This window comes from Congregibacter sp. (assembly GCF_047617445.1).
Classification (GTDB): domain Bacteria; phylum Pseudomonadota; class Gammaproteobacteria; order Pseudomonadales; family Halieaceae; genus Congregibacter.
Genome location: NZ_JBLGBE010000005.1, coordinates 14,532 through 39,108, shown reverse-complemented (window position 1 = coordinate 39,108; position 24,577 = coordinate 14,532). Strand labels below are relative to the sequence as shown.

The 24,577-nt window shown below is 55.0% G+C and carries 19 protein-coding genes; 9 read left to right on the top strand and 10 right to left on the bottom strand.

What is annotated here, in order from left to right; translation table 11 throughout:
* Positions 1–70: 70 nt before the first annotated feature.
* From bglX to ACI9KD_RS02580, 4 genes are all read left to right on the top strand, one after another.
* Positions 71–2,293: a beta-glucosidase BglX gene (gene bglX, locus ACI9KD_RS02595; RefSeq protein ID WP_414979588.1), complete on the top strand. Its 2,223-nt coding sequence runs from the start codon at positions 71–73 to the stop codon at positions 2,291–2,293.
* A 20-nt stretch (positions 2,294–2,313) separates the two neighbouring features.
* Complete coding sequence (locus ACI9KD_RS02590) at positions 2,314–4,143, top strand: glycoside hydrolase family 3 protein (protein ID WP_414979587.1); 1,830 nt, start codon at positions 2,314–2,316, stop codon at positions 4,141–4,143.
* 109 nt (positions 4,144–4,252) lie between these two features.
* Positions 4,253–4,840, top strand: a complete 588-nt coding sequence (locus ACI9KD_RS02585; RefSeq protein WP_414979586.1) for a hypothetical protein — start codon at positions 4,253–4,255, stop codon at positions 4,838–4,840.
* Positions 4,841–4,891: 51 nt separating this feature from the next.
* Positions 4,892–5,587, top strand: coding sequence for a hypothetical protein (locus ACI9KD_RS02580; RefSeq protein WP_414979585.1), 696 nt, complete (start codon positions 4,892–4,894; stop codon positions 5,585–5,587).
* A gap of 35 nt (positions 5,588–5,622) precedes the next feature.
* On the opposite strand, the gene ACI9KD_RS02575 is transcribed toward ACI9KD_RS02580, so the two are convergent.
* Positions 5,623–7,905 carry an NADP-dependent malic enzyme gene (locus ACI9KD_RS02575; protein ID WP_414979584.1) on the bottom strand — a complete coding sequence of 761 codons (2,283 nt, stop codon included), beginning with the start codon at positions 7,903–7,905 and terminating at the stop codon, positions 5,623–5,625.
* Positions 7,906–8,061: 156 nt separating this feature from the next.
* Here ACI9KD_RS02575 and ACI9KD_RS02570 point away from each other — a divergent pair, with 156 nt between their 5' ends.
* On the top strand, positions 8,062–8,793 hold the full coding sequence (locus tag ACI9KD_RS02570; RefSeq protein ID WP_414979583.1) for a PDZ domain-containing protein: 732 nt from the start codon (positions 8,062–8,064) through the stop codon (positions 8,791–8,793).
* 228 nt (positions 8,794–9,021) lie between these two features.
* Here the strand turns inward: ACI9KD_RS02570 and urtE are convergent, their stop codons facing one another.
* The 8 genes from urtE to dinB form a co-directional block, all read right to left on the bottom strand.
* A complete protein-coding gene (urtE, locus tag ACI9KD_RS02565; protein WP_414979582.1) occupies positions 9,022–9,717 on the bottom strand; it encodes an urea ABC transporter ATP-binding subunit UrtE in 696 nt (231 codons plus the stop codon).
* The gene (urtD, locus tag ACI9KD_RS02560; RefSeq protein ID WP_414979581.1) at positions 9,711–10,478 is read right to left on the bottom strand and encodes an urea ABC transporter ATP-binding protein UrtD; all 768 of its coding nucleotides are present in this window, start codon (positions 10,476–10,478) and stop codon (positions 9,711–9,713) included. Before urtD ends, urtE begins: the two co-directional genes overlap by 7 nt.
* On the bottom strand, positions 10,471–11,556 hold the full coding sequence (gene urtC, locus ACI9KD_RS02555; protein ID WP_414979580.1) for an urea ABC transporter permease subunit UrtC: 1,086 nt from the start codon (positions 11,554–11,556) through the stop codon (positions 10,471–10,473). The genes urtD and urtC overlap by 8 nt, the downstream gene beginning before the upstream one ends.
* Positions 11,556–13,145: an urea ABC transporter permease subunit UrtB gene (gene urtB, locus ACI9KD_RS02550; RefSeq protein ID WP_414979579.1), complete on the bottom strand. Its 1,590-nt coding sequence runs from the start codon at positions 13,143–13,145 to the stop codon at positions 11,556–11,558. Before urtB ends, urtC begins: the two co-directional genes overlap by 1 nt.
* Positions 13,146–13,203: 58 nt before the next feature.
* Positions 13,204–14,523 (bottom strand): urea ABC transporter substrate-binding protein, encoded by a 1,320-nt coding sequence (gene urtA / locus ACI9KD_RS02545; RefSeq protein WP_414979578.1) that lies wholly within the window; start codon positions 14,521–14,523, stop codon positions 13,204–13,206.
* A gap of 165 nt (positions 14,524–14,688) precedes the next feature.
* Positions 14,689–15,492 (bottom strand): peptidyl-prolyl cis-trans isomerase, encoded by an 804-nt coding sequence (locus ACI9KD_RS02540; RefSeq protein WP_414979577.1) that lies wholly within the window; start codon positions 15,490–15,492, stop codon positions 14,689–14,691.
* A gap of 36 nt (positions 15,493–15,528) precedes the next feature.
* Complete coding sequence (locus ACI9KD_RS02535; RefSeq protein WP_414979576.1) at positions 15,529–16,992, bottom strand: agmatinase family protein; 1,464 nt, start codon at positions 16,990–16,992, stop codon at positions 15,529–15,531.
* A 159-nt stretch (positions 16,993–17,151) separates the two neighbouring features.
* Positions 17,152–18,273 (bottom strand): DNA polymerase IV, encoded by a 1,122-nt coding sequence (dinB, locus tag ACI9KD_RS02530; RefSeq protein ID WP_414979575.1) that lies wholly within the window; start codon positions 18,271–18,273, stop codon positions 17,152–17,154.
* A gap of 746 nt (positions 18,274–19,019) precedes the next feature.
* Here dinB and ACI9KD_RS02525 point away from each other — a divergent pair.
* From ACI9KD_RS02525 to ACI9KD_RS02515, 3 genes are all read left to right on the top strand, one after another.
* Complete coding sequence (locus ACI9KD_RS02525) at positions 19,020–19,424, top strand: mechanosensitive ion channel domain-containing protein (RefSeq protein ID WP_414979622.1); 405 nt, start codon at positions 19,020–19,022, stop codon at positions 19,422–19,424.
* Positions 19,343–19,555, top strand: coding sequence for a hypothetical protein (locus ACI9KD_RS02520; RefSeq protein ID WP_414979574.1), 213 nt, complete (start codon positions 19,343–19,345; stop codon positions 19,553–19,555). The genes ACI9KD_RS02525 and ACI9KD_RS02520 overlap by 82 nt, the downstream gene beginning before the upstream one ends.
* A gap of 68 nt (positions 19,556–19,623) precedes the next feature.
* Positions 19,624–21,540 (top strand): gamma-glutamyltransferase family protein, encoded by a 1,917-nt coding sequence (locus ACI9KD_RS02515; protein WP_414979573.1) that lies wholly within the window; start codon positions 19,624–19,626, stop codon positions 21,538–21,540.
* Positions 21,541–21,573: 33 nt separating this feature from the next.
* Here ACI9KD_RS02515 and ACI9KD_RS02510 read toward each other — a convergent pair whose 3' ends face one another.
* Complete coding sequence (locus ACI9KD_RS02510; protein WP_414979572.1) at positions 21,574–23,034, bottom strand: sulfatase; 1,461 nt, start codon at positions 23,032–23,034, stop codon at positions 21,574–21,576.
* Positions 23,035–23,096: 62 nt separating this feature from the next.
* Here ACI9KD_RS02510 and ACI9KD_RS02505 point away from each other — a divergent pair, with 62 nt between their 5' ends.
* A complete protein-coding gene (locus tag ACI9KD_RS02505) occupies positions 23,097–24,548 on the top strand; it encodes an amidohydrolase family protein (protein WP_414979571.1) in 1,452 nt (483 codons plus the stop codon).
* The last annotated feature ends 29 nt before the right edge of the window (positions 24,549–24,577 follow it).

Genomic DNA, 24,577 nt, shown 5'->3' with positions numbered 1-24,577 from the left:
AGAACGAGTAGAACCTCGGGCCTCGCTTACACCTGAGAAGAGCTCGCGACGACAGCGGATGGAGAAACGAATGAACAGCGAAACAGCTCAAAAACTTGCCGCGGACGGGGAGCTCAGCGTAGAAAGCCGTGTGGCCGAGTTACTCAGCTCCATGGGCCTCGATGAGAAGATCGGTCAAATGAGTCAGCTCCAGGCAGGCGGTGGATGGATACCTGAAGAGTTGGCTAACGGTATTCGCCGAGGCCGTGTCGGATCCGTCCTCAACGAGCCTGACGTAAAAATCATCAACGAGCTTCAACGTCTCGCCGTAGAAGAGAGCCGCCTGGGAATCCCCCTGCTCATCGGCAGGGACGTCATACACGGATTCAAAACCGTGTTCCCTATACCGCTAGGCCAGGCGGCCACCTGGAATCCTTCGGTAGTAGAAGCCGGTGCCCGAGTGAGTGCTGAAGAAGCTGCGCGCGCAGGTATCAACTGGACTTTCGCCCCCATGATCGACATCACCCGGGATCCCCGCTGGGGCCGTATCGCCGAGTCCCTGGGCGAAGACCCCTATCTCTGCAGTGAGCTGGGTACCGCCATGGTTCGCGGTTTCCAGAGTGATGACCTTTCAGCACCGGATGCTATTGCCGCCTGCGCGAAACACTTTGCGGGCTACGGCGCCGCAGAGGGAGGTCGTGACTACAACACCGCAAATATTCCAGAGAACGAAATGCGCAATGTGTATCTGCGCCCTTTCAAAGCCGTCGCCGATGCCGGCGTCGCTACTTTCATGTCAGCATTCTGCGATCTAAACGGCGTACCGGCAACAGGCAACAGTTGGCTGATGAACCAGATTCTTCGTCAGGAGTGGAGCTATCAGGGTGTGGTCGTGAGTGACTGGGAATCCATTGTGGAAATGAGCGTCCACGGATTTACCCACGACGATGAACAGGCTGCCTACGAAGCAGCAATGGCCGGTATCGACATGGAGATGGCGAGCTCCTCGTATCGCGATCATCTCGAGGACTTAGTGGGTGAAAACAAAATCACCCTTGAGCAGATTGACCGCATGGTGGAACGCGTACTGCGACTTAAATTCGAGCTGGGCTTGTTCGAGCAACCGTACACGGACCCCGCTCAACATCCGGAACCCCTCAATAAAGCAAATCTCAAGGTTGCGAAGCAGGCGGCCATGCAAAGCTGTGTGTTGTTAAAAAATGCGCAGCAGACTTTACCCCTGATCCCGACCAAGCTGGACGCTGTCGCGCTTATTGGCCCTCTGGCGGATGACGGCTACGAGCAGATGGGGACTTGGGTCTTCGATGGCGATGCAGCAAACAGTGTCACCTGTCGACAAGCGATCGATGAACTGATTGGCCACACGGTGGAAATCCACCACGTCAAAGCACTGGAGACCACCCGAGCAGCTAGTGAAGACAACTTTGCTTCAGCTAAGAGCGCTGCCGAAAAATCCGATGCTGCCATCATCGTCGTTGGCGAAGAAGCCTTTATGTCCGGTGAGGCACACTCTAGAGCCAACATCGATCTGCCCGGCCACCAACAGGCCCTGATCGAAGCCGTCGCCAGCACGGGCAAGCCTGTCATCGTCGTAATCATGGCGGGACGACCGCTTACCATCGAAGCTGTCCTGGCCCACGCCGACGCCGTGCTTTACGCTTGGCATCCCGGCACTATGGGTGGGCCTGCAATTGCCGATTTGTTGTTCGGACTGGAATCACCATCAGGGAAACTACCCGTGACGTTTCCCCGTGTTGTGGGACAAGTACCCATTCACTATGCACAAAAGAACACCGGGCGCCCCGCCACGGAAGAGAGCTGCGTCAATATCAACGAAGTGCCTCCCCGCGCACCTCAAACATCCCTAGGCATGACATCATTCCATCTTGATGCTGGCTTCAAACCCCTATTCCCTTTTGGCTACGGCTTATCCTATGGCCGCTTTCAGTATGTGAAGATCACCACTTCACATCACTCCATTAGCTTGGGACAGAGCCTCGACATTTCCGCTGACGTCGTCAACATGGGCAGCCATGCGGGTGAGGAAGTCGTGCAGCTATACATCCGTGATCTGGTGGGCAACGTGACCCGTCCGATCAAAGAACTCAAAGGCTTTCGGCGAATTCGCTTGAAGCCGGGCGAGCGTCAACGCATAAGCTTCCGTGTGCATACTGATGACCTGGCATTCTATAACCGTGATATGCGACTGACGACAGAGCCGGGGCAGTTTCACGCATGGATAGGTGGCAGTTCAGACGCGCCACTTTGGGCTGAGTTTGAAGTCCACGTCTAATACCCGCGAGATTTTTTACTATGAATAATAAATTGAAGAATTCAAATCTAGACGCAAGTGTTGAACAACTGCTAGCGCGAATGAGCCTGGAGCAAAAAGTTGGGCAAATGACTCAGCCCGAACGTATGGCTTGCACGCCAGAGGACGTAAAGGAGTTTCACATCGGCTCCGTGCTCAGTGGAGGCGGCTCCTGCCCCGGCGACAATCACCCGAGCGACTGGGTCGACATGAATGACGCCTACTGGATGGCTTCCATGGAGGCGGATGACGAGCATCTTGCGATACCGCTGATCTACGGGGTAGACGCCATCCACGGCAACGGCAACGTTCGCGGCGCAACGGTCTTTCCTCACAATATCGGCCTTGGCGCCAGTCGTGACCCGGATCTTATTCGGCGAATTGCGCAGGCGACCGCAAGAGAGATTCTGGCGACAGGCGTGGACTGGACATTTGCACCCACGCTTGCCGTGGCACGCGACATACACTGGGGCCGCAGCTACGAAAGTTATTCCGAAGACCCCGCGCTGGTTGGCAGCTACGCCGCACCATTTGTGGATGGCATGCAGGGCGACATGGGTGAGGATGCTGTTGTGGCCTGCGTCAAACACTGGGTTGGCGACGGCGGCACGACCCATGGCATCGATCAGGGCGAAACCACGGTCAGTCTCGATGAGCTCCAGTCCACACACATTTCACCCTATCGACCTGCGATAGATGAAGGCGTTCTCACCGTGATGGCCTCCTTCAACAGCTGGAATGGCGACAAGTGTCATGGACATCGTCAACTGCTTACTGATGTACTCAAAGGTGAATTGGGATTCGAAGGGTTTGTGATTTCTGATTGGGACGGTATCGACTATCTGTCCAAAAGCTATTACGACGCCGTAGGCATGTCGGTCAACGCGGGCATCGACATGTTCATGGTCTCGGTGGACTGGCAGCAGTTCATTCGTAACCTTCTTATCCATGTAGAAAAAGGCACTGTGCCGCTGAGCCGCATCGATGATGCAGTGAGACGTATTCTGCGGGTCAAATTTGCCTTCGGTCTGTTTGACAAGCCACGTCCGATTGAACGCCGTTGGTCAAACGACCAAAGTTTCGGTGGCATCGAGCCACGGAGCGTCGCTCGGGAAGCCGTGCGCAAGTCCCTAGTACTTCTAAAAAATGACAACGCCACTCTCCCACTGCAGCGAAACGCCAGGATCCTCGTCGCCGGGAAGAGCGCGCACAATCGAGGACATCAGTGCGGCGGTTTCACCATCGCCTGGCAGGGCGTAGAAGATAACGACAGCATCGAAGGTGGCTGCTCGATTTGGGAGGGGCTTCAGGATGTCGCCCCCAATGCAGTGCTATCCAATGAGCCTTTGGCAGCCGATGCAGACCCCTCAAAGCATGACATCGCCGTTGTGGTGATCGGCGAGAGACCCTACGCCGAAGGCATGGGCGATGTGCGTCATGGCGATAACGTCATCGTAGAGGCCGGGTCTCGGATTCGCGGCGAGATGAAAGTGCTCGAACCCTATGGCCGCACACTTGAGCACGCTATTGCTCATCCTGAGGATCTGGCCACCATCTCCAACATTGTAGCTAAGGGAATTCCTGTGATCGCAGTCCTCATCTCTGGACGTCCACTGCCTGTGGGGCCGGAGCTCGCAGCTGCCGACGCCTTTGTCGCCGCCTGGCTCCCGGGCTCCGAAGGTCAGGGGATCTCCGACGTGCTGTTTGGCGCTTACGACTTTCAGGGACACTTATCATTTGCATGGCCAAAAGACGCCTCGTCCATCAATGATCCAGTCGCGAAGCCCCTATTCCCATTTGGCTTTGGTCTGCGAATGTATGGGGACGCCTAGCCGCATCATCCAGATCCTGATCACGACAAACACTGGAGTCTGGCAAACAGTACGGGGCTGTGGCCGTGGCAATAGTTCATCGCAGAGTGGCTTGTGCTAGCCTTAGCGGATGACTAAACAAATTATCCCGGACATCGGCGACTGCTTGAGCGAAGGCTGGACGCTCTATCGAAAAGACCCTGTTCTGCTTTCGGGCGCAACCGTACTCATGGCTGTAATTTGCATGATTGGGGGTCTTATTCCCTTCATGGGCGCCGTGATTTACCCCCTCTTACTTGCGGGTCTCTATAGCATGGTCATAAGGCTTGATCGTGGCGATACGGTGACTATCCGCAATCTGTTTGACGGCTTTCAACACTTTTTACCGCTGCTCATTGCCTCTCTTCTTATATCTCTGTTCGTTGCCATCGGTTTGTTCTTATTGGTCCTGCCAGGCCTCTACCTACTCATAATCTATGGCTTCACTACGCTGTTAATCATAGATCAGAAGCTGGATTTCTGGCCGGCTATGGAACGCAGTCGTAGGATTATCCATGCACACTTTTGGAGCTATGCCCTGTTAGCTCTATTGCTTGCAGTCATCTGCATGCTAGCGACTCTACCTTTTGGACTCGGGCTCATCATTGCGGCGCCGGTATGCCTGGCTGCGCAGTATCGCTACTACAGCGCCGTGACGTTGACGGAAACAACGCTCTAGATACCCCTCGCCCGCTCATTGGGTTGGGCATTAACAGACACGGAGTTATTCATGTTCTCACCTAGCAACGTGATGCTTTCATGCATTGCAATGGCCTTAGGAGTAAGCGTCTCTTCCAGCGTGCTTGCGGGAAGTGCGTCAATCAGTGGGATCCAAGGTGACGCCGCGCAATTTGAGTACAACGGCGCAATGTTGCGCATTAACGCCGCACAAAACGACGGCTACGCGCTTTTGCGAGACGGCCATTTCTATACTGTGGGCTACAACAACGGGCAGCCCATGGTCTTTGATGCGGGCGCAATGTTAAAAGGCTTCGGCGACATGGCACCTCAAGCAATTCATGGCGATCTGGGTGCAGAAATCATCTCTTTGCAAGACACCGGCAAGAATGAAGTTGTCGCCGGTATTCAGGGCGATGTATATGAGATTCGCTTTGTTGATGATAGTGGTGAAGAGCGCAGTGAGTCTCTCGTTCTGTCTACCGACAAACGCGCGCAAGAATTTCGAGACGCGATGTTTCAGATGATGGACTTCGCTGAAACCATGACCCCGGGGCAGGCCAAAGCCAAGGCCCAGAGTCAGGACATTCGTACGCGATTGAACAGCTTAAACGCGGGCATTCTTCGCTACGGCAGAGACATGACCGTCACTAGCATCAATGGCGAAGCGGTTGCCGCTGAGCGCTTTGAGCTTCCAGCACAGCCATTGGACCTCCAGGGCCTAGGCAAACTGTTCGGCGGCCAGTAGCTCCCCGGTTTCGCGCGCCATCCATGTAGAGTTCACTACCCGTAGTGCATAACATCCGTACCCGCCAGTGCGGAGATATTGAGGAGACCTCGAGCGGTAATCGACGGCGTCACAATATGAGCACGATTCCCCATCCCCATGAGGATCGGCCCTACTTCCAAAGCACCTCCCCGCATTTTTAAGATGTTTCGCACGCCGGAAGCCGCATCTCCGTAGGCAAACACGAGTACGTTTGCGGGCCCTTCGAAACGAGAGTTGGGGAAAATTCTTGCGCGCAACTCAGGATCTAAGGCCGAGTCTGTGTGCATCTCACCCTCATAGGCAAAGTCCGGCTCCCGGGCTTCCAGTAGCGCCATGGCTTGCCGTACCCGACGTCCGCTATCGATATCCAAATTGCCAAATTGCGAATGCGAACAAAGTGCAATATTGGGTTTTAGTCCAAACCGACGTACGTGATTTGCCGCCGCCATCACCGTGTCCGCAATCTGTTCGGGCGTCGGCTCCGGGTGCACATGGGTATCGGCGATAAAAAGAGGTTCGTGTTCGGTAATCATCAGCGACAACGCGCCGCGGGGATGCGCCCCATCATGGGCGAGAATTTGCCGAACGTAATTGAGATGCCATAGGTACTGCCCAAAACTACCGCACACCATGCTGTCTGCGTCATTGCAGTACACCATGATCGCGGCAATCGCTGTGGTGTTAGTCCTCATGATAACTTTGGCGAGATCCGGGGTAACGCCTCGTCGCGACATGAGACGCAGATATGCCTCCCAGTACTTGCGGTAGCGGGAATCATCTTCGGGATTCACTATCTCAAAATCCTCACCGGGCTTAATAGTCAGGCCTGCCTTTTCACAGCGCCTGGCAATAATCTCAGGCCTGCCAATAAGGATCGGGATATCCGTCATTTCTTCAATGATGGCTTGCGCAGTTCTCAGCACCCGCTCGTCTTCACCCTCGGCAAACACAATACGTCGCTGAGAACGGGCCGCGGCCGCAAACACTGGGCGCATAATCATCGAAGAACGGAAAACAGATCCGTCGAGCTTCTCGCGATAGACCGCTAAATCTTCAACCGGGCGAGTCGCTACACCTGTCTCCATCGCGGCATTAGCAACCGCACTGGCGACCACTCCCATGAGGCGCGGATCAAAAGGCTTCGGAATAAGGTAGTCGACACCAAAAACCAATTGCTCGCCGCGATAGGCTTCAGCTGCCTCCGCGCTGGTGGTTGCACGTGCAAGTGCTGCGATCCCGTCTATACAGGCAATTTGCATAGCATCATTAATCTCGGTGGCACCCACATCCAAGGCGCCACGGAAGATGAATGGGAAACAAAGCACATTGTTTACCTGGTTGGGGTAATCCGAGCGTCCCGTGGCAATAATTGCATCCGGAGCAACGGTGCGCACTTCGTCAGGCAGAATCTCTGGCGTGGGATTGGCTAAGGCAAAGACAATCGGTCTCTGCGCCATACGTCCCACCATGCCTGCGGTCAAAACCTTCGGCGCACTAAGCCCCAAAAACAAATCAGCACCGTCTATAACGTCGTCGAGGGTGCGACTCTGGGTAGCTTGAGCAAAGGCCGCTTTCTGGGGATTCATATCTTCGGCGCGACCTTCATAAACAAGTCCATGAACGTCACACAGCCATATGTTTTCTCGTTGTACGCCTAGTTTCAGCAACATATTTAAGCAAGCGATACCCGCAGCACCACCTCCGGTAGACACTATTTTGATATCTTCGAACCGCTTGCCTGCAATATGCAGAGCATTGGTCACAGCAGCGCCGACTACAATGGCGGTGCCGTGCTGATCATCATGAAACACCGGAATGTTCATACGCTCCCGGCAGCGCTGCTCAACTATGAAGCAATCGGGGGCTTTGATGTCTTCTAGATTGATCGCCCCAAAGGTCGGCTCCATGGCACACACTATGTCTGCCAGCTTCTCGGGATCTGATTCATTCAGCTCGATGTCAAAGCAATCAATACCTGCAAAATTCTTAAACAGTACGGCCTTGCCTTCCATCACAGGCTTTGCCGCTAAGCCACCGATGTTGCCCAAGCCCAATACCGCGCTGCCGTTACTGACCACAGCAACCAGGTTTCCCCGAGCGGTGTATTTCGCTGCCGCCGCTGGATCCTTGACGATCTCAAGGCACGCTTCGGCGACACCGGGCGAATAGGCTCGGGCGAGATCCTGACCATTAGCGAGGGGTTTTGTCGCACGAATCTCCAGCTTTCCGGGTTTGGGATAAGCGTGGTAACGCAACGCGGCTTCCCGTGCCGCCTGGCGGCTCTTCTCATCGTCCATGGCAAAGCATCCAAAAAATCACAGTATAAGCCAGCCAACTCTGCCGCACTGCCTGAATCAGTCCTAGGAAACACAATTTCTGGTCTAGGCTTGATTTGAGTCCCTCGCCAGAGGCGGCACACCAAAGACACACTTAGATAATCATAAGGAATAAGCATGAATACACTCAAGTGTCTGGCAGCAGGTACTGCATTGTTGTGCGTCAGTTCTGGCGCCTTTGCCGCTCATCACGAAGGCCCGGGTAACAAGGCCGTAGCCGAGGCTTGGTTCGAAGCGTCCTGCGGCGATCTCGCAGGCTTTACCGCGTATGTCGACGCTCACATGGCGGATGATGGCGTCTTCATGCCTGCACGCTATGTTGGCTTAGGCTTTACTGTGGAAAATGATGAAGGCGATGGCTTCGGGACGATCATGGCTGTCACAGCGGGAACACCCGCTGCCAGCGTTCTCAAAGCCGGCGATCAATTTGTTTCCGTCAATGGCATGCCATCGACTTATCAAAATCGCGACAAGACAACTTTCCGGGGCCAACCGGGTGAATCGGTCAATGCCGTCGTTATGCGTGACGGGAAAGAGATGTCTGTGGATGTTAATCGCGGCATTATCGCCTCCAAGAATGTAAAGAGCACCGTTTTGAAAAATCTCGGCATCGCAAACGCTGATGACTGGGGCACAGCGGAATGCAGTGTTGTCGAGGTCGTTGCTGAGGGCGATGTGGTGTACCTGACCACGGACTATAGCGACACGGAAACCGAGACGGGGTACCCCTTTACGCAACGCCAGGTCACACGCATGAAGTTCAATGATCATGGCAAGGTCACCGAAGCGACAATCTTAGGTGAGGACCGCTTTGTACTGGAGCAACTCGGCTACTCCATAAGCCGTTAAGCCGTTAAGCCGTTAAGCCGTTAAGCCGTTAAGCCGTTAAGCAAAGCACCATCAAGGCCAGCAGGTGCGGATTGTGAAGCAATTCGGGTACGCTGGCCGACTCCAACGCCAAGTCTGGGGCTACTGACGCTATTCACTTCACTCGCTGGGAGGGGGACGCTCGTTACATAAATAGCGTCAGTAGCCCTAAGGCTGAGTGATGAGTGATGAGTGGAAAGTACGAGCCGGTCAGACAGTCAGATACTCACCGACAAGACTCTCTGACAGCTCATCCATAGCACCTGTAGCCACCACTGCTCCGCGATCCATAATCGCAAAATCATCCGCGACTGACCGGGCAAAGGGCAACTTCTGCTCCACTAGCAATACACTAAGTCCCTGCTCTGAACGCAATCGCTGAATGACCTCAGCGATGAGCTGCACGATATTCGGCTGAATACCCTCGCAAGGTTCATCCAACAACAAGATTCGGGGCTCGAGCACCAGGGCGCGACCGATCGCCAGCTGTTGCTGCTGGCCGCCAGATAAATCCCCGCCGCGGCGGTTCGCCATCTCAGCGAGTACCGGAAAGAAATCGAATATTTGTTCTGGTATTTTTTTGCCACCCCCCCGACGCCCCGCCAAAGCCACACGCAGATTCTCCATCACGGAAAGATCAGGGAAGATCATCCGTCCCTGAGGCACATAGGCAATGCCTTTCGCGACGCGATCTTCTGTCGCCAGCTTATCTATGGCAACACCTGCAAGCTCAATCGCCCCACTGTGGACCGACAGCAAGCCCAGCACGGTATTCAAAAGCGTTGTTTTACCTACACCGTTGCGCCCCATGAGACAAAACACTCGCCCGCCACCGACGCTCAAATCTACGTCTCGCAGCGTATGACTCGCGCCGTAGTACTGATTGAGCCCCCGAATTCTTAGCATGCTTTGCCCAGGTAGACTTCACGCACCCTGCTATCAGACTGCACCTCGTCGATACTGCCCTCCATGAGTACGGCGCCTTCATGCAGCACAGTCACCTTTCGAGCAATGGAGCGAACAAACACCATGTCATGCTCCACCACAACTACAGAGCGTTGGGGCACCAGCGACTGCAGCAGCTCCCCGGTACGTTCAGTTTCTTGTTGCGTCATCCCCGCCACGGGCTCGTCAATGAGCAGCAACATCGGCTCCTGCGCGAGCAACATCCCGATTTCAAGCCATTGCTTTTGACCGTGAGACAGACCTCCCGCAAGCTTGTGGGCCACGGAATCCAACGCGACGGTCTCGAGCAAGGCCACAACCCGATCCCTGTCCGCTGTGCTCGGGCGATACCGCAAGGCTTCCCAGGGAGAGCGATGTCCTTGCACGGCCAACGCGAGGTTGTCGCGAACGCTCTGCTGAGGAAACACCGAGGGCTTCTGAAACTTACGGCCGATACCCAAACGAGCAATCGTCGCTTCATCATGTTGCAGTAGATTAATGTCCTGACCAAGAAACACCGAGCCCCGATCAGGGCGTGTTTTGCCGGTAATTACATCCATCAAAGTTGTCTTTCCCGCACCATTGGGTCCAATAAGACAGCGCAACTCTCCACTATCAACGGCCAGGGACAAATTGTTCAGCGCTTTGTATCCCGAGAAACTTACGCTGACGTCCTCCAGATAGAGAATCACGCCGTGGCGTGTATCAACGGACTCAATCACTACGCCGACCCTCGAGTAGGCCGGCAACGCCCTGAGGAAGCAGTAGGGTAACCAGCAAGAACAACCCACCCAGGGCAAACAGCCAGAGTTCTGGCAGGCGAGCGGTGAGCATGGTCTCCGCTGCGGCGATGATTACCGCGCCCAGCATCGCGCCGTGCAGCGTGCCCCTACCACCCACAGCCACCCAGATCGCTATTTCGATGGAGTTAAGCGGCTGAAACTCACCCGGGTTAATAATCCCAACCTGAGGCACGTAGAGCGCACCGGCCAAGCCAGCAAGCATTGCAGATACGACAAACACCACCAGCTTGTAGCTCGCCACGGAGTATCCCAAAAAGCGCACCCTCGACTCCGCATCACGCAATGCAACAACCACACTTCCAAAACGGGTAGCGAGCATCCACCGACAGCCAATGTAACTGCCAAGAAGCAGTAATGCTGTAGCGACAAACAGGCCGCAACGAACCGCGTCCGACTGCATATCAAAGCCAAGAATTTCTTTGAAGTCCGTTAGTCCATTGTTCCCACCAAAGCCCATCTCGTTGCGAAAAAACGCCAGCATCAAGGCAAAGGTCATTGCTTGAGTCATGATCGAAAAATAGACACCAGTTACCCGAGAACGAAAGGCCAACCACCCAAACAATAAGGCGAAAAACCCGGGAACCAACAGCGCCATGCCCAGCGAAAAACCAAAGCTATCAAAACCCAACCAGTACCAGGGAAGCTCCTGCCAGTCGAGAAAGACCATGAAGTCAGGCAGCTCAGGGTCGCCATAAACACCGCGACTGCCGATCTGGCGCATGAGATACATACCCATGGCGTAACCGCCCAAGGCAAAAAACGCACCGTGCCCGAGGCTCAATAGCCCCGCGTAACCCCAGACAAGATCCAAGGCCAGAGCCAACAAGGCGTAGCACAAGTACTTACCCAACAAAGACACGCTATAACTCGAGAGCGCGAAGCTTGATTCCTGGGGTAATAGAAGGTTCGACAAGGGCACGCCGATTGCCAGACAGAGCAAAGCAGTCACGGTGAATCGGTAAGCACGCTCCCCAGCAAAGGCACTTAAAAAAGACATCAGCTGCTATCGTCCCTGCCAAGACGAGGGAAAAGCCCCTGCGGCCGGCGCTGCAGAAACAGAATCAGGGCAACTAAGAGCAGTATTTTTGCAAGTACGGCACCCGTAGCAGGCTCCAATACTTTGTTGGCAACCCCCAAAGAGAACGCAGCCACAAGCGTGCCCCATAGGTTTCCAACGCCGCCGAAGACCACGACAAGGAATGAATCAATAATGTATGCCTGCCCCAAATTCGGCCCAACATTGGTTAATTGAGACAACGCAACACCGGCCACTCCCGCGACCCCGGACCCCAAAGCGAACGTCAGAGCATCCACCCGCGCGCTGCGTACGCCCAGCGCTCTAGCCATAGCACGGTTTTGCGCCACTGCACGCACCTGCAGTCCCAGCCGGGTGTAGCGCATCAGCGTTAACAAGGCCGCAAACACCATGAGAGAGAACACTAGGATTGCCATCCGGTTGTAGGTCAGAGACAGACCCTGCGTCACCTCCCAGGCCCCGCTCAACCATTGCGGGGTAACTACAGATCGGTTCAACGGTGAAAAAATTGAGCGTACGGCCTGCTGCAAAATCAGACTGATGCCGAAAGTGGCAAGTAGCGTTTCCAGGGGGCGTCCGTAGAGAAAACGTATAACACCCCGCTCAATCACCAGACCGACTGCAGCCGACACCAAAAATGCGGCCGGTATCGCCAATATCAGAGCGATGCCGGGCTGACCGGGCAGCATTTGCTGCAGAACCCATGTGGTGTAGGCGCCCAGCATAATCAGCTCGCCATGCGCCATATTGATTACACCCATCACGCCAAAGGTGATCGCCAAACCCACCGCAGACAACAACAGCACCGACCCCAAACTAAGACCAAAAAACAAAGACTCAAGACGTCCCAGCCAAAGCAAGCGGCTCTCCGCCAGAGACAAAAGCCTCGTAGCCTCGCCTTGAATAGACTCAGCTATGTCCTCGCGTTGGCCAAGCGTCACCAGCGAAGCGCGTACCACCGGATCCACACGACCGCGCAATGTCACCAAAGCGGCTTCGATATCTGTCGGATCACTCCCCGCCAGCGCTTGAAGAGCCAAACCAATAGCAATCTGATCCTGCAATTGCGCAACAGATTCCAAGGATTTTCTAGCAGCGAGGGCCTCCAGGGCGATTACGGTTGGCGCTGCGAGAATCTCGGCAATGGCAGCGCCTCGTTGCTGCTCATCACTGACAGACAAACGAGCTATGGACTGCAGACTCTGTAGTTCTGCGCGCAGGCTGTTGTCGATAGCAATACGTCGCACATCTCGACGTCCTGCGCCGCCCAGATCTTCGCCCGTGAGCACATCGCTCAGCAGATACGCCGCGCCCTTCCGTTGTGCGATCACCACAGACAAACTGCGACGATCCAGATACAGCGCGCCGCGGGCGAAGGCATCAAAGACTCTATCGGACCTATCGTCACCACTGGCGGCAATTTGCGCGAGAAGCTCACGTTTTTGCTCGGTGTCTGCTGTGCCGAGTTCATCAACCCAGTCACGCAGAGACGCGGCCTGCACCGGCAGTGTGATCAGCAAGCAAAGCAGCAGTGAGTGCAGCATCAACATTGCATTAACCAGGACGCAGCGTCGAATCGCAGCATGAAAACATGATGGAAACGGGTCGCTATTCGTTGCTTACCGCCAGGCAGCGCTTTTCCTCTTGCTGATAATTGCCACAGCGCATAGGCGCCCGCCAATCGGCCAAAAGATTCTTTGAACCCGGCAAGTAGTCTGACCAGGCGTCGCCGGCAACAGTCTCGGGGGTTTGCCAAACGACCTGGAACTGACCATCATCGAGAATCTCGCCGATAAGCACTGGCTTGGTGATGTGATGGTTGGCCTGCATGGTCGCCATTCCGCCCGACAGATTGGGCACGCTTATACCGACGATGGCATCCTGTACCGCATCCGAATCCGTGCTTTGGGCCACTTCCACCGCTTTTGCCCACATATTGAAACCGATGTAATGCGCCTCCATGGGATCATTGGTGACGCGATTATCATCGCCGATAAATGCCAGCCACTGATCGATAAAATCAAAGTTGGCATCATCCTCGACACTCATGAAATAGTTCCAAGCTGCGAGGTGACCAACAAGGGGGGCAGTATCTATACCTGAGAGCTCTTCTTCACCCACGGAAAATGCGATCACCGGAATGTCCGTAGCGCTGACGCCCTGGTTTGCCAGCTCTTTGTAAAAGGGCACATTCGCATCACCATTCACTGTCGAGACCACCGCAGTCTTGGCTCCCGTGCTACCAAAGCGCTTTATTTCAGCCACAATACTCTGCCAGTCAGAGTGACCAAAGGGTGTGTAATTAACGAGGATGTCGTCGGGCGTTACGCCTTTTTGCTCAAGATAGGCCTGCAGAATCTTATTAGTCGTCCTGGGATATACATAATCGGTCCCAACAAGCACCCAGCGCGTGACTCCCTGAGTCATCAAATAGTCCACCGCAGGTATAGCCTGTTGATTGGGCGCCGCCCCCGTGTAGAAAACGTTGCGAGACGACTCCTCACCTTCGTATTGAACCGGGTAAAACAGCAAACCATTGAGTTCCTCAAACACCGGTAGCACCGACTTGCGCGACACCGAGGTCCAGCAGCCAAACACAACGTCCACCTTTTCGCGCACCAACAACTCTCTCGCCTTTTCTGCGAAGAGCGGCCAGTCCGAAGCTGGATCTACAACAACGGCTTCTAAGGGTCGTCCCAGTAGCCCACCGCGAGCATTCTGTTGCTCAACAAGCATCAACACAGTGTCTTTTAGCGTCGTCTCGCTGATTGCCATGGTCCCGGACAAGGAGTGCAGCACGCCGACCCGAATAGGCTCCGGGTCCTGACTGCGAGCACCAAAAGAGATCAGACATAACACTAAGCCCAGGGTCAGGGTCAGGCAGTGAAGGCTGCCAGCTGCGAAAAACCTGCGAAGGTGCCAATTCATTAACGGTTTCTCCATGAGATATCCAGCGTATCCACAAAGCTCTGCAAAAGCCGAGCCACCGTTAGCAGGCACTAGCCATCACGGCTGGGAATCGACACGGAAGACTGCTGCACCAATTTCCAGCAAAACGCCCGGGGTGCGCACAAAAACCGTGCATGGGAGTTTCTAATCTGGGTCAATCCTGAGCGGGTACTTCGCGCGCTTTGCCTCGATAAACGCAGCAACCGCTTCCGACACCGCTGCGGCCTGGTAGTCCGCCATCACCTGATCGCTCACGCGCTCAAACGACAACAGTGCTGGCTGCTCACGCCGCACGACGCGAAAGTAGTGCCAGCCCTCAGGAGATTGATAAGGTCCTTGCCAATCACCCATCGATAGGTCTTCGAGCACCGCCAATAACGATTGTCCAAACAAGCCCCGAATCATACTCACGCCATAATCCGGAAAGTCCTTACCCTGCCGTGGCACAGCATCGCTTATTGCATCACCCTGCTTCAGCTGAGCTCTCAGTTCATCGGGGTTTTCAGGTGCAGCGCGGAACAAGCGCTGACTAAAACTAATAGTGGCTTCGCTATAGTAGCGATCGATGTTGTCCGTATAGAAGTTGACGAGGTCTTTACCTGAAGGCTCCGGAAGCTCACCCGTGACCTGCTGCTGCATGAGTTCAATAATCAACTCGCGGACACTGAGATCGCTCTGATAGAGCTCTCGACTGAGACCCTCGCGAAACAACAGTTCGCGCTGATAATAATCTTCGACAATTCGCCGAACGTCACTGGTATCCGCCGATCGTCCCGTAAGCATTTCCCATTCGCTCACCAACAGTGCCTGAGCACCCTTGCTGAGCAAAACGGGCGCTGCCTCCTCCCGCTGCAACAGGCCGAAAACCACAAATAGCGACGCACCCAATGCAAAAAATGCCAGCACTGGATCCCTAAGCAATCGGCTTATAAGACCTCCATTACTCATTGTGCACTCAGCGCCTCAGACGAAAATCTCCGTCATCTAAGGCCGGGGGCGACCATACCCGGGGTCGATCTCTTCCGCGTCACCGGCCTTGAGTCCTCGCTTACCAGACTTAGGTTGCTGATCTTCAGTAGACAAGTCAGAGAGATAAGATCCATCTGTTATGCCCATTTTACGCATGGCTATACCCGTCAAGCAGGCGTGCATGATGTAGTTAGCATTCAGTGCCGAGCGATAGGTGTTATCGAGCAACGGGTCCAGCTCCACAATTTCGAAGCCAATCATTTCGCTCTCGGTGCACAGCGCCCGAACGATGGGAATGGCTTCACGCATGGTTAGTCCACCAGGAACGGGGGTACCCGTGCCGGGAACAAAAGCGGGATCCAAGACGTCGACATCAAAGGATATAAACAGCTTCTCGGTGCCTTCTCTAGCCTCGCGAAGTGCGTCTTCCATGACTTCTTTCCAGCCTTTCTTCTCTATCTCAGCCATAGGGTGATAACGCATTCCGTTATTGCGCATCCATTCAAAACCCCAATCGCCGGGCCAGGGCCCGCGCAGACCCACCTGAATAAAGTTTTCTGCTTTTACATGGCCTTCCTTGATCGCTCGGTACACAGGCTGACCGTGGGTAATGTAATGCGCTTGCCCCTTGCCCGCGTCAAAGTGGGAATCGAAGTGCACAACGCCAAAACTACCCTTTCCATGCACATCGGCGAGCCCCGCGATGTCCGGATATTCCAAGGAGTGATCACCCCCCACAATGAAAGGTATGGCTCCGGTCTTGGCGATTTCGGCGATGCGCTCCCGCACGTGATGCACACTGATTTCGGTGCTCATATTGTCGATGGCGATATCACCGTAATCCACAATACTCAGTACTTTACTCGGGTTGACCATGGTCGCCATGTCATTACCTGCTTGGTAGTAACCGCTGCGCATGGCCTGAGGCCCAAAGCGCTGGCCCCGATAGTAGGTCCCCATATCAAGGGGCGCGCCGACGATGGCTACCTCTACGTCACCGGCGATCAAATCCTCAGGGTAAATTGCCAAGGGAGCGCCCGCAAAAGTTTGCACACCCCCGCGCGAGCCCTCCGCGTAATAGCTTAGATTGATAGGTCCGGGCTCTCGCTGGGTCGCCAACACTCGGGGATTCATGAGTTTCCAACCATTAAAATCCTCTGCCTCGATGTTCAAAGGAATAGAGGCCATGTCTGTTTCGGGATTGAACTTGCTGGCGCTTTCAAGATATTGCATGGCGTCTACAAAGGCTTCTAACTCCTCGGCACTCTTGCCCCGAAGACGCACAAACAGTTTCTCCCAGGTCCCCGCAAAGCCCTCGCCTTCCTCCATAAGGTACTCGCGCTTCTCAACAGACAAGGCATCGAACGTGGCTTCGAGCTCCTGGGGAATCTCGGGCATATCTTGTTTTGCCATGAGCGGAGCAATGCCCAACGACATGAGCAATGTGGCAACAAGGACGGGTTTTACGGGGTGCATCATACGTTGATCCTTAAAAAGGGAATCGCAACACTCCGGTTGCAGCAACCATATCCACCGGAAACATAGCAATTAGCGTGCCCGTTCAATACCTTCGCGCAACCAACGGGTCAATGCATATCGATGGATGGACACTTTGCCACAAGAACAGGCCCGATGGCGTCAAAAGGCCAGCGACTCCTGCACGGGACTCGACTCTGCAACGCCTTCCGGGTCGTGAATCAGCCCCCCCGGAGATGATTCAAGTCCCGACAAAGTGAGCCCCAGTAAACGCACTCCTTTGACTACCGGGAGCAGGGCTTCTAACAATTCCCGGGAGAGACGCTCAAAATCAGCGCGAGTCTGAACAGGAGGGCTTACCGAGCGCGCTCGGGTTATCTGCTGAAAGTCCGCGTACTTTACTTTTAAAGTAACCGTCTTTCCCTGCGTACTGTTTTGATCTATACGCTCCCAGACAATATCGATGATGTGCTCCAGAGCATTGCGCAGGTCATCGTCAACAATCAAATCCTCAGCATAAGTGCGCTCGCCTCCGATAGACTTCCGCTCACGATCCGGGCGCACAGAACGATAGTCTTCGCCGCGACTGGCTCGGTACAAATACTGGGCCGACTTGCCAAAATGCTGTTCCAGAAAAATCAGGGACTGAGCGCGTATATCGGCACCAGTATGAATACCCAGTGCCGACATGCGCTCCGCAGTTCTGGGACCCACGCCATAGAAACGCCGAGCCGGCAGGGTCGCGACAAAATCAGCTCCCTCTCCGGGCCTCACCACAAACACACCATCCGGTTTGTTTTGGTCCGACGCCACCTTGGCAATGAACTTGTTATAGCTCACTCCCGCACTGGCCGTTAAAAAGAGCTCATTACGGATATCTCGGCGGATAGCTTCTGCGATTGCTGTAGCGCTACCGATGCCCGCGGTATCAGCCGTGACATCCAAGTAGGCTTCGTCCAGCGATAGCGGCTCAATAAGGTCCGTATAGCGAGCAAATATTTCGTGCAATTGCTTGGACACTGATCGATACACGTCAAAGCGAGGCTTTACGAATAATAGTTGAGGACAGCGGCGCCGAGCGGTAACGCCGGGCATAGCCGACTTTACCCCAAACTTTCGCGCCTCGTAGCTGGCCGCAGCCACAACACCCCGTTTGGCCGAGCCCCCTACAGCGAGGGGTTTGTCCCGCAACGTAGGATCATCGCGCTGTTCCACGCTGGCATAGAAAGCATCCATGTCGACATGGATGATCTTGCGAGCGCTAGGAGACGAGTCTTCGGTCATTGGGACGATACTAGAAAGCTCGTGGACGTCCGGCAAGCACCTTCGGACAGCTTTAGCCCTATAAGCGAAAATTACCTGGAGAGAATTGGCATGCGGGGCAGGTCAGGGTGGCTTAACGCATCCTGGAAAAAGAGTCGCCTATCCGTCCTGAACTATGAATCAAAGCCTCGAAACACTCGAACTCTGGCTGGCCCAATGGATGGGCAATGCCTTTTGAGTGAACATTGCATCCCGCGCAGGCGCGCTCCTGCTCGTATCGTTCATGATATGGGTAGCCTGGCGATGACTCGATCGCTGGCGGAAAGGCGTTCATCGCTGGATCGATGCGGAGAGTTCCGGCGCGCGAGCCCTCACCGTGCAAGATCACAAATCTTTACCAAGAGAGAACTCGCACGTGCACTGCACAGCGTTGTAAACGGCGTTTGGCGCTTACTGCGAGCCATTCTGCTAATCAGTTGGCTGAACCTTGTATTCACACAGTTCCCATGGAGCCGGGATCTTGCCGTCAATATTATCGGCTTTGTTTTTGCGTAGTTCGGCATCATTCTTGCCTCAATACTTTGCCTGACTTTTATCCCGGCGGGGCAGACACCAGTTAGGGCCTATCTCGCCTACTGATCATCGCCATCACTCTGGTCATCGTGTTCCCTTATGTCCCCGGCTCCAGCAGCCCCGCTTTCCAGGGTCTATCCATATTCTTTGCGGTAATCGTTTCTCTGGGCTCGACGTCGGCCGGGGCAAATGTGATGTCGGGCATTGTGGTCAGCTATACCCGTGGATTTAAAGTTGGTGATCGGGTGCGTATTGCAGATACCGAGGGCGACGTGATTGAGCGAAGTGCTTTTGTGACGCGTATCCGCATGCCAGAAAATGAAGAAGTCCCTGTACCTAACGCCATTGTCATGAACAACCACATTGTCAACTTTAGTGCGCAGGCCAAAGAAGCGGGCGCTCTCTTGCACACAACGGTGACCATTGGTTACGACGTCGCGTGGACGCGGGTGCATCAACTGCGTTGTAAAGCTGCCAGTGTCGCCACACATGTCTTGGAGGAGCCTCCCCGTTTGTTTTGCAAACCAGTCTGGATGACAACTATGTCGCTTACGAGCTTAACGCCTATATCCGCAATCCTTCCGCCAAGCAGCCGATAGCGTCGGAAATGCACTCGCATATACAAGACATCATTCGAAAAGATAACATTGAGATTCTTTCGCCGCATTACAGAGCGAATCGTGACGGAACGGCAATAGCGATACCCGCGCCCGCCGAAGGCAGTAACTGATCAACAAATAAGCTAGCCTACGTAGCTTCTTAGGCTTTCTTTTGCTTATCAACCGATGGAGACACATCGTGGTTCACACTGATATCCATAACAAACGCGCAATTTTTGGCCAAGTCGCCACCACCCTAGGCATCTGTCTGGGACTGGCCGTCGCTGCTGTAACACCCACATTCGCGCAAAGCACCGCAAAGCCTGTGCTTCACGGTCGACATTGGGCGGCAGTCACCGGTAAGCCCCTCGCCGCGAGTGCTGGCGCCATGATGTTCGCTCGGGGTGGCAACGCTGTTGATGCGGCATGTGCGATGCTAGGCGCGACATCCACCATGTGGGATACGCTGGGCTGGGGCGGAGAGACGCAGGCCCTGATCTACAACCCCGAGACCGGAAAAGTCCTGGGCATTAATGCCCTCGGCGTTGCCCCCACCGGCGCGACACCCGAGTTCTTTCGCGAAAAAGGCATGGTGTACCCCCCGGAGTACGGCCCCTTAGCAGCAGTCACTCCAGGAACCCCCGGCGGGCTTATGGTTATGCTCGCGGAGTACGGTCGCCTGAGCCTCGCCGAAGTGTTAGCGCCTTCTATGCAAATGGCTGAGGGCTATCCGATTGAAGGCGTGCAGGCGGATAACATCGAAGGCCGTCGAGACATTATTTCGCAGTGGCCAGATTCCAAGCGTGTGTTCCTGCCTCATCTGGACGACAGTAATCCGGAGCAGCGCGCCGCGCCGGTCGGCGGCGAGATATTCAAGCAACTAGAGCTACTGGCAACACTGCAAAAACTGGTAGACGCTGAAGCCGAGGCTCTCGCCGCAGGAAAATCCCGTAAGGAGGCTATTTATGCGGCCTATGAGCGCTTTTATCGCGGCGACATTGCAAAGGAAATAGTCCGCGCGACCCGCGAGCAAGGCGGTCTGTTCACCGAAGAAGACCTCGCCCACTGGGAGGTCCACATCGAAGAGCCTGTGAGCACCAACTACAAGGGGATCGATGTCTACAAGCTCACTACCTGGGTACAGGGTCCGGCGATGCTCCAGGCCCTGAACATTCTCGAACCCTATGACCTGAAAGCGATGGGCTACAACAGCGCCAACTACATTCACACGCTGTACCAAACCATGAATCTGGCTTTTGCAGATCGCGATTTCTACTACGGTGACCCCTACTTCCCTCCGGCAGAACCTATCGAAGGTTTGTTAAGCAAAGAATATGCTGCCCAGCGCCGTGCACTCATCAAGCCCGAGAAAAATGACGTTACGGCCAGACCCGGCGACCCCTATCCCTTCCAGGGCGATAAAAACCCCTTTGGCAAGCTTTTGGAAGAGTGGTCGCCCATTCCTCCCTCAGCCACGGCCGATGGTTCGGACGGATTTCAGCAAGCCGGCGCAGATCATGACGATGGCTTCATTGCCGGCACGACCTCCATCCAAGCGGCAGATGCCGAAGGCTGGGTCGTATCGATAACGCCCTCGGGTGGCTGGATACCTGCCTTCATCGCGGGCGACAGTGGGGTGGGCCTCAGTCAGCGTATGCAGAGCTTTGTCCTGGATGAGCGCATCAACCCCTTCAATGTCGTCGCGCCGGGCAAGCGTCCTCGCGCCACGCTGACCCCCAGCCTGGCACTCAAAGACGGAGAGCCGATCATGGCGTTCTCAGTACAGGGCGGAGACACGCAGGATCAAAATCTGCTGCAGTTCTTTTTGAACGTGGTTGAGTTTGGCATGAATGTGCAGCAGGCCGCCGAAGCACACAACGTAACGAGCTACCAGATGCAAAGCTCCTTTGGTGCGCATGTCAGCGAGCCTGGTCGTCTGGACGTGACACGCCAATTACCGCCCTATACACGGGACCGTCTTAAGGAGATGGGCTATAACGTTGAAGTCGTCGACCGCACCTACAGCCCCATTACAGCGATTCTGATTGACCCCAAGCAGGGAACCTTCCAGGGCGGCGCCAGTGACTATGGAGATGACTACGGCATCGCTTGGTAGTACAGACCTTCTATCGCTGTATTTGACTGTCGGTTAGCGCTCGCGACTTTTCCTTGCGAGCGCCAGCGGATCGGTCTCTACTGCTGCCCGTCGAACTTCGTACAGCTGCAAGAGACGCTCGCGGACCGCAGACTCAGACTCGAGCAGGTTGTTAAGTTCGTACCAGTCGCTCGCCAGATCAAATAAGTGTCGGGGCACGCCCTCGCTGTCTACAATCAGTTTCCAGTCCCCGTCTCGCACTGCGAACTCCATGCCATCGGGCGTTGGGATTGACCAGTAGAGCAGCTGCTGACGTTCAAATTCCTGCTCATCGATAAGCGGCCATAGCGACTCTCCATCCAGAGGCACGGACGGGTTCACCGTTACGCCCAGCCACTGTGCAAGCGTAGGGAAGACATCTAAAGCCGTAGCTGGACGCTGCTCGATGCGTCCGGCTTGCACTCGTGCGGGATAGCGAATAATGCCCGGTACCCGCAAGCCCCCCTCAAACAGAAAGCGTTTCTTACCCCTGAGTCCCGCGGTTTCACCCGCCATACCTATCTCCCAAGGTGTTACGGGGGCATCCGTAACAGGGCCATTGTCACTACTAAAAATAACCAGGGTGTCATCCAGAACGCCCTTCTCCCGAAGGTACTCGATCACCCTCCCCAGCTGGGCATCCATGTAGCTAACGTTGGCATAATATTCCCCCCGACCCCGCCAGGGTCGGTCACGCCAATCGAAGTAGTACATCAAAGGATTGTCCTTCGCCTCCTGACTGAGGTGGGCCTGATACTGCGCCAAGTAATTCGGCGGCGATGCGATAGGCGTATGCACCTCACTGTAGGTCAACAGCAGAAAAAACGGACCCGAGGCGCTCTTAAGCCAACCAATGGCCTCATCGCTCACAAGCTCAGCGCTGTATTTCTGCGTAGGTCCTACCGCTGTATTGTTACGATACATATTGTCCGGAAACATCGCGCCACGTCGAGGTAGCTGTGTAGATTCCCTCACCGCCGCATTTTTTACCCAGGCAGCCAGTCCATACTGATAATCAAAACCAAAGTCCCGGGGCTGCGGGGCGTTCTGCATATGCAGTCCACCATTGAGATGCCATTTACCAATCACCGCAGTGCGGTAGCCGCGTTCCTTGGCTAGATCAGCAAGCGTCGTCTCGTTGTCTCCCAACGCCACCAGTGAATCATTCGGTATCCAGCTTTCAACTCCCGTGCGATACGGGTTGCGTCCAGTGAGTAGGCCCGCTCGAGATGGTGAACACAACGCGGATGGCGCATAGAACTGCGTAAAGCGCATGCCTTCTTCGGCGAGTCGATCAATATTCGGGGTCTTCACCACACTGTGGCCATAAACTCCGGTATCGCCATACCCCAAATCATCGACGTAAATCACCAGCACGTTCTGACGATTGCTCTGGGCAACCGCGTCTTCCGACGGAAGAAAAAACAGTGCAGCCATCAGGAGCCACAAAGCTACGGAAGCAAAGGTGGCACTCACACAACTCTGTACTTGCAGGGTTCGCAGTTGCATAGTCTGATTTTTTAGTTGAAGGAATAGCGATGCACTATAGCGCGCAAAAGTCCGGCTTCCTCCACTCTCCTGGCTATCCCATAAAGGTAGCGAAGCTCTGTGCTGGGTTAGCGCTAATTGTCCTCAGTGGAATTTTGTCGGCGGCACCAGAATCAGAAGCTTTACCGCTGCTGATTCGCAACGTCACCCCGGTAGATGCCAAACACGGTCTTATGCAAACTCAGGATGTTTTGATCGATGCAGGACACATCCAATCCATGGGGAAAAATCTTGCAGCGCCCACTGGGGCCGCAATTATCGACGGGCAAGGCCGCTTCCTGACTCCAGGGCTTTGGGATATGCATGTTCACCTAAGCTACGACTCGCGCTTCATCGACATCATGCCTGATCTGTTTCTCGACTATGGCATTACCAGCGTTCGCGACACCGGGGGTGATCTTAAGCGCCTGAAGCCTATATTGGCATCACTCTACGGCCCGGGTGCCGAGGCTCCTCGGGTGTTTTTTGCAGGCCCACTACTGGATGGTTCCCCGGTGGTGTATGGCGGTAATGACGAATCAGGTATTGGCGAAGGCCACCTCACCGCAGCGCAGGCCCGTAGCAAGATCAACGCGCTAGTGGCTGCGGGCGTCGATTTCATAAAGATTTATGAAATGGTATCTCCGGAAGTTTTCGACGCTTTCGTTGTAGAAGCATCGTTGCACAACTTACCCATCGCCGCTCACGTTCCCCTGTCAATGCTCGCCTCGGATGCGGCCCCAAGGGTTCAATCGATGGAGCACCTGCGCAACCTGGAAATGGACTGCGCTCGTGACGCTGACGCCCTGCTTGAAGAACGCCGTGTTCTGCTAGAAGCAGGACAAGAACAGCCAGGTATGAGTCTACGCAGCAGCATTCATAGGGCGCAGCGCGATCCCGCGATCCAAAACGAGGATCCGGCTCGTTGTGAGCGTGTGCTCGCCAGCCTTAGCGCCACGATCCAAGTGCCCACTGCAAGGCTCAACGCGATGACGCAGTACCCGCCTTTTGCGCAAAACGACTGGGGCCAAGCCCTGGATGCTTTGCCTGAGTCCATAAGCAGTGAATGGAGGAAGGCGTCGATGTATATGGACCCCAACAGCTACAAAGTCGCAGGAGAATGGACCTTAGGCATGATTCCCAGGCTCGCCGCCAGGAACATCCGCATCGGCGCCGGTACTGATACACCTATCGGCTGGGCTATCCCCGGTTACAGCTTACATCGCGAACTTGAAATTCTTGTCGCGGCGGGATTGGATACGCAAATCGCATTCGCCGCAGCGACGCTGGTGCCCGCGAGCTTTTTTGGAGTGGAGGATCGTATGGGCCAGGTTGCCCAAGGCTACCAGGCTGACCTGCTCCTATTGGATACAAACCCCTTGGACGACATACGCCACAGCCGAGACATCCGGCTAGTGATCTTGCGAGGCAAGATTGTGCGTGACCATCGACGCAAACACTGATTGACCAAGCTTTGCTCAAAAGTGCTATG